This is a genomic window from Mycoplasma todarodis (genome assembly GCF_004335995.1).
GTDB lineage: Bacteria > Bacillota_I > Bacilli_A > Mycoplasmatales > Metamycoplasmataceae > Mycoplasma_K > Mycoplasma_K todarodis.
This window is the reverse complement of sequence record NZ_PSZP01000043.1, coordinates 1-5,025: the sequence shown is the minus strand read 5'-3', so window position 1 is coordinate 5,025 and position 5,025 is coordinate 1. Positions and strand designations below refer to the sequence as shown.

Below are 5,025 nucleotides of genomic sequence, written 5' to 3'. Positions count from 1 at the left end.
TTTGTTTCTAGTTCTTTCAAAACTGAATAGCAGATTCTTCATTGGTTTGTCTGTGACGTACCGTTTCAATAGATAACCTAAGATTTAGATCACTTATTAAACCGTTCAATTTATTAGTACTGGTCAGCTAAATGTATCGCTACACGTACACTTCCAGCCTATCAACCTCGTCGTCTACAAGGAATTTCAAGGGATTATTCATCTCTGAGGAGGCTTCCCGCTTAGATGCTTTCAGCGGTTATCCTTTCCATACTTGGCTACCCAGCTATGCCCCTGGCGGGACAACTGGAACACCAGTGGTATGTCCACTCCGGTCCTCTCGTACTAAGAGCAGCTCTCATCAATAATCCAACGCCCACATCAGATAGGGACCGAACTGTCTCACGACGTTCTGAACCCAGCTCGCGTACCGCTTTAATGGGCGAACAGCCCAACCCTTGGAACCGACTCCAGCTCCAGGATGCGATGAGCCGACATCGAGGTGCCAAACCTTCCCGTCGATGTGATCTCTTGGGGAAGATAAGCCTGTTATCCCCGGGGTAGCTTTTATCCGTTGAGCGACGGCCCTTCCACAAGGAACCGCCGGATCACTAAGTCCTGCTTTCGCACCTGCTCGACTTGTAGGTCTCACAGTCAAGCACCCTTTTACCTTTGCGCTCTGCGTACGGTTTCTGACCGTACTGAGGGTACCTTTGAGCGCCTCCGCTACATTTTAGGAGGCGACCGCCCCAGTCAAACTACCCAGCACGCACTGTCCTCCCACCAGATAATGGTGGCAAGTTAGTTAGTCAACTAAACAAGGGTGGTATTTCAAGGATGACTCCACTATAACTAGCGTTATAGCTTCAAAGTCTCCCACCTATCCTACACATGTTTAGCCAAATAACAATACGAACCTGTAGTAAAGCTCCACGGGGTCTTTTCGTCTTGATGCGGGTAACCAGCGTTTTCACTGGTACCATAATTTCACCGAGTCCATTGTTGAGACAGCTGAGAGATCGTTACGCCTTTCGTGCAGGTCGGTAATTAGCCGACAAGGAATTTCGCTACCTTAGGACCGTTATAGTTACGGCCGCCGTTCATCCGGGCTTCATATCAGAGCTTCGCTAATGCTAACACTTCAACTTAACCTTCGGACACTGGGCAGGCGTCACCTCGTATACTTCATCTTGCGATTTAGCACAAAGCTGTGTTTTTGATAAACAGTCGCCCCTCACTTTTCACTGCGGCTCAACAGAGTTGAGCACCCCTTCTTGCGAACGTACGGGGTCATTTTGCAGAGTTCCTTAACAATGGTTATCTCGCTCGCCTTAGAATACTCATCTTGGGGACGTGTGTCCGTTCTCGGTACGGGTTCCAACTAGATTAATGTTAGAAGCTTTTCTTGGAAGCATGAAATCATACAATTCGGTAATCGCCGAAGCTTTCCCTATGCGTCATAGCTCAATGTTAAGCCAAGCGGATTTGCCTACTTGACCATCTTACTATTTACCCCACAATCCATTAAGTGGTAGTATTATCCTTCTCCGTCACTCCATCACTCTAGCGGAAGTACAGGAATATCAACCTGTTGTCCATCGACTACGCCTTTCGGCCTCGCCTTAGGTCCCGACTAACCCTGGGTGGACGAACCTTGCCCAGGAAACCTTCCCCAATAGGCGTGAAGGATTCTCACCTTCAATCGTTACTCATTCCGGCATTCTCACTTCTTGCCGCTCCACCAGTCCTCACGGTCTGGCTTCAGTGCTGACAAGAACGCTCTCCTACCACTCCCATAAATGGAAGTCCGTAGCTTCGGTATTGTGTTTAGTCCCGTTACATTATTGGCGCAGGGTCTCTCGACTAGTGAGCTGTTACGCACTCTTTAAATGATGGCTGCTTCTAAGCCAACATACTAGCTGTTTGTGAAACCCCACAACCTTTCTCACTTAACACAATTTAGGGACCTTAGCTGACGATCTGGGTTGTTTCCCTCGCGAGCATGGACGTTATCACCCATGTTCTGACTGCTGTGTAATACATAATGGCATTCGGAGTTTAATTGTAGTCAGTACCGCTAGGCGCGGCCATTCCACATTCAGTGCTCTACCTCCACTACTTAACACACAACGCTAGCCGTAAAGCTATTTCGAAGAGAACCAGCTATATCCAGGTTCGATTGGAATTTCACCGCTATCCACAAGTCATCCGAGCACTTTTTAGCGTACCCCGGTTCGGGCCTCCGGTTAGTTTTACCTAACGTTCACCCTGCTCATGGATAGATCACCTGGTTTCGGGTCTATGTCTACGTACTAGTCGCCCTATTAAGACTCGATTTCTCTACGGCTCCGCTTTTTTCCACTTAACCTTGCACGCAAACATAACTCGCCGGACCATACTGCAAAATGTACGCCATCACCCATTAACGGGCTCTGACTACTTGTAAGTAAGCGGTTTCAGAATCTATTTCACTCCCCTCTCGGGGTTCTTTTCACCTTTCCCTCACGGTACTTGTTCACTATCGGTGTCTGGTTAGTATTTAGGCTTACCGGGTGGTCCCGGCGGATTCAGACAGGGTTTCACGTGCCCCGCCCTACTCAGGATACAGTTAAGAGTCTCATGCATTTCGATTACGGGGCTATCACCCTCTATGGCTTACCTTTCCAGGTAATTCTTCTATGCATAAGTTTTGTAACTCATAAAAACTGTCCTACAACCCCGACTAAAAGTCGGTTTGGCCTCCTCCGCGTTCGCTCGCCGCTACTTACGGAATCATTATTTATTTTCTTTTCCTGCTGCTACTAAGATGTTTCAGTTCACAGCGTGTATCTCTGACCAACCTATGTATTCAGTTGGTAGTAACTAGAGATTAATCTAGCTGGGTTTCCCCATTCGGAAATCATTGTTTCATAGCGTATATCCAGCTCCACAATGCTTATCGCAGGTAATCACGTCCTTCTTCGACTTCCAGACCCAAGGCATTCACCACTCACTCTTACTTATTTAATAAGTTTTTAGTAACGTCCAACAATTAAGTTGGACCTATTTTTGATTTATATCTTAAGGTTATCTATTTTGATTTTATTTATCAATGACGAAAATTAAAATACGAATATTTTAAATTTTATCTTGAGATCGTACTCATATATATAAATACATATGAATACTGTTGTTGTTTTATTGGTTTGTTACACTCATTATTAGCATTTAAAAAATACCAATAATGGTGTGACTCGATGTAAGCTGTTAAAAATCTAATGATATTTAACGTTGTTACATACTTTTATGTCTGCTATTCAGTTTTCAAAGAACTATCATAGAGAGATAAAACTCTCAAAACTAGACACAAGATTGGCATTGGTCAAAATGCCCCATAAATCCGCCTATCATTCAGCATACGAATTACTCGTTGCTTTTGGGAAAGATAGGATTTTTGCTTAACCATATATTGTAATTAAATTACTACATTATTAAGACTTGTACTGACCTTTAAGTTGATGTACTCCATAGAAAGGAGGTGATCCATCCCCACGTTCTCGTAGGGATACCTTGTTACGACTTCACCCCAGTCACCGGTCCTGCCTTAGACAGTCATCTCCGAAGTTAATAAACCAGCTTCGGGCATTACCAGCTCCCGTGGTGTGACGGGCGGTGTGTACAAGACCCGAGAACGTATTCACCGTAGTATAGCTGACCTACGATTACTAGCGATTCCAACTTCACGAAGTCGAGTTGCAGACTTCGATCCGAACTGAGAGAGATTTTTGTGATTTGCTCCATGTCACCATATTGCGTCATTCTGTATCTCCCATTGTAGCACGTGTGTTGCCCCACTCGTAAGAGGCATGATGATTTGACGTCGTCCCCACCTTCCTCCTGGTTACCCAGGCAGTCTCCCTAGAGTCCCCAACATTACTTGCTGGTAACTAAGGACAGGGGTTGCGCTCGTTGCCGGACTTAACCGAACATCTCACGACACGAGCTGACGACAACCATGCACCATCTGTCATTCCGTTAACCTCCACTATGTCTCCATAGCTTTGCGGAAGATGTCAAGAGTGGGTAAGGTTCTCCGCGTATCTTCAAATTAAACCACATGCTCCACCGCTTGTGCGGGTCCCCGTCAATTCCTTTAAGTTTCACTCTTGCGAGCATACTACTCAGGCGGATCACTTAATGCGTTAGCTGTGACAGTAAATCTTCTACCGTCTAGTGATCATCGTTTACGGCGTGGACTACCAGGGTATCTAATCCTGTTTGCTACCCACGCTTTCGTTCCTCAGTGTCAGTTATTAGCCAGTTAGTTGCCTTCGCCATTGGTGTTCTTCCATATATCTACGCATTCCACCGCTTCACATGGAGTTCCACTAACCTCTCTAATACTCTAGTCTTGCAGTATCCAAAGCGGGCCGGGGTTGAGCCCCGGGCTTTAACTTCAGACTGACAAGACCACCTACGAACTCTTTACGCCCAATAATTCCGGATAACGCTTGCGACCTATGTATTACCGCGGCTGCTGGCACATAGTTAGCCGTCGCTTTCTGATAAGGTACCGTCAAGTTCTGGGCATTACCTCCCAAAGTTTTTCTTCCCTTATAACAGCAGTTTACGATCCGAAGACCTTCATCCTGCACGCTGTGTCGCTCCATCAAACTTTCGTTCATTGTGGAAAATTCCCTACTGCTGCCTCCCGTAGGAGTCTGGGCCGTATCTCAGTCCCAGTGTGGCGGATCAGCCTCTCGGCCCCGCTATACATCATAGTCTTGGTAGGCCATTACCCTACCAACTAACTAATGTAGCGCACTCCCATCCCTTAGTGAAGCCGAAGCTCCTTTTATATTTAAATCATGCGATTCAAATACGTATTCGGTATTAGCGTCCGTTTCCAGACGTTGTCCCAATCTTAGGGGTAGGTTAAGTACGTGTTACTCACCCATTCGCTACTAAGTCTAAAGTGCAAGCACTTTTGCTTCGTTCAACATGCATGTATTAGGCACACAGCCAGCGTTCATCCTGAGCCAGGATCAAACTCTCATAAATTGATTC

2 rRNA genes are annotated in these 5,025 nt (G+C 46.1%); both read right to left on the bottom strand.

Annotated features, from left to right (window positions below):
* Positions 1–92 precede the first annotated feature (92 nt).
* Positions 93–2,988, bottom strand: a 23S ribosomal RNA gene (locus tag C4B25_RS04085).
* 501 nt (positions 2,989–3,489) lie between these two features.
* Positions 3,490–5,019 (bottom strand): 16S ribosomal RNA (locus tag C4B25_RS04080).
* Together the 16S and 23S rRNA genes form the textbook arrangement of a ribosomal RNA operon.
* Positions 5,020–5,025: the final 6 nt, after the last annotated feature.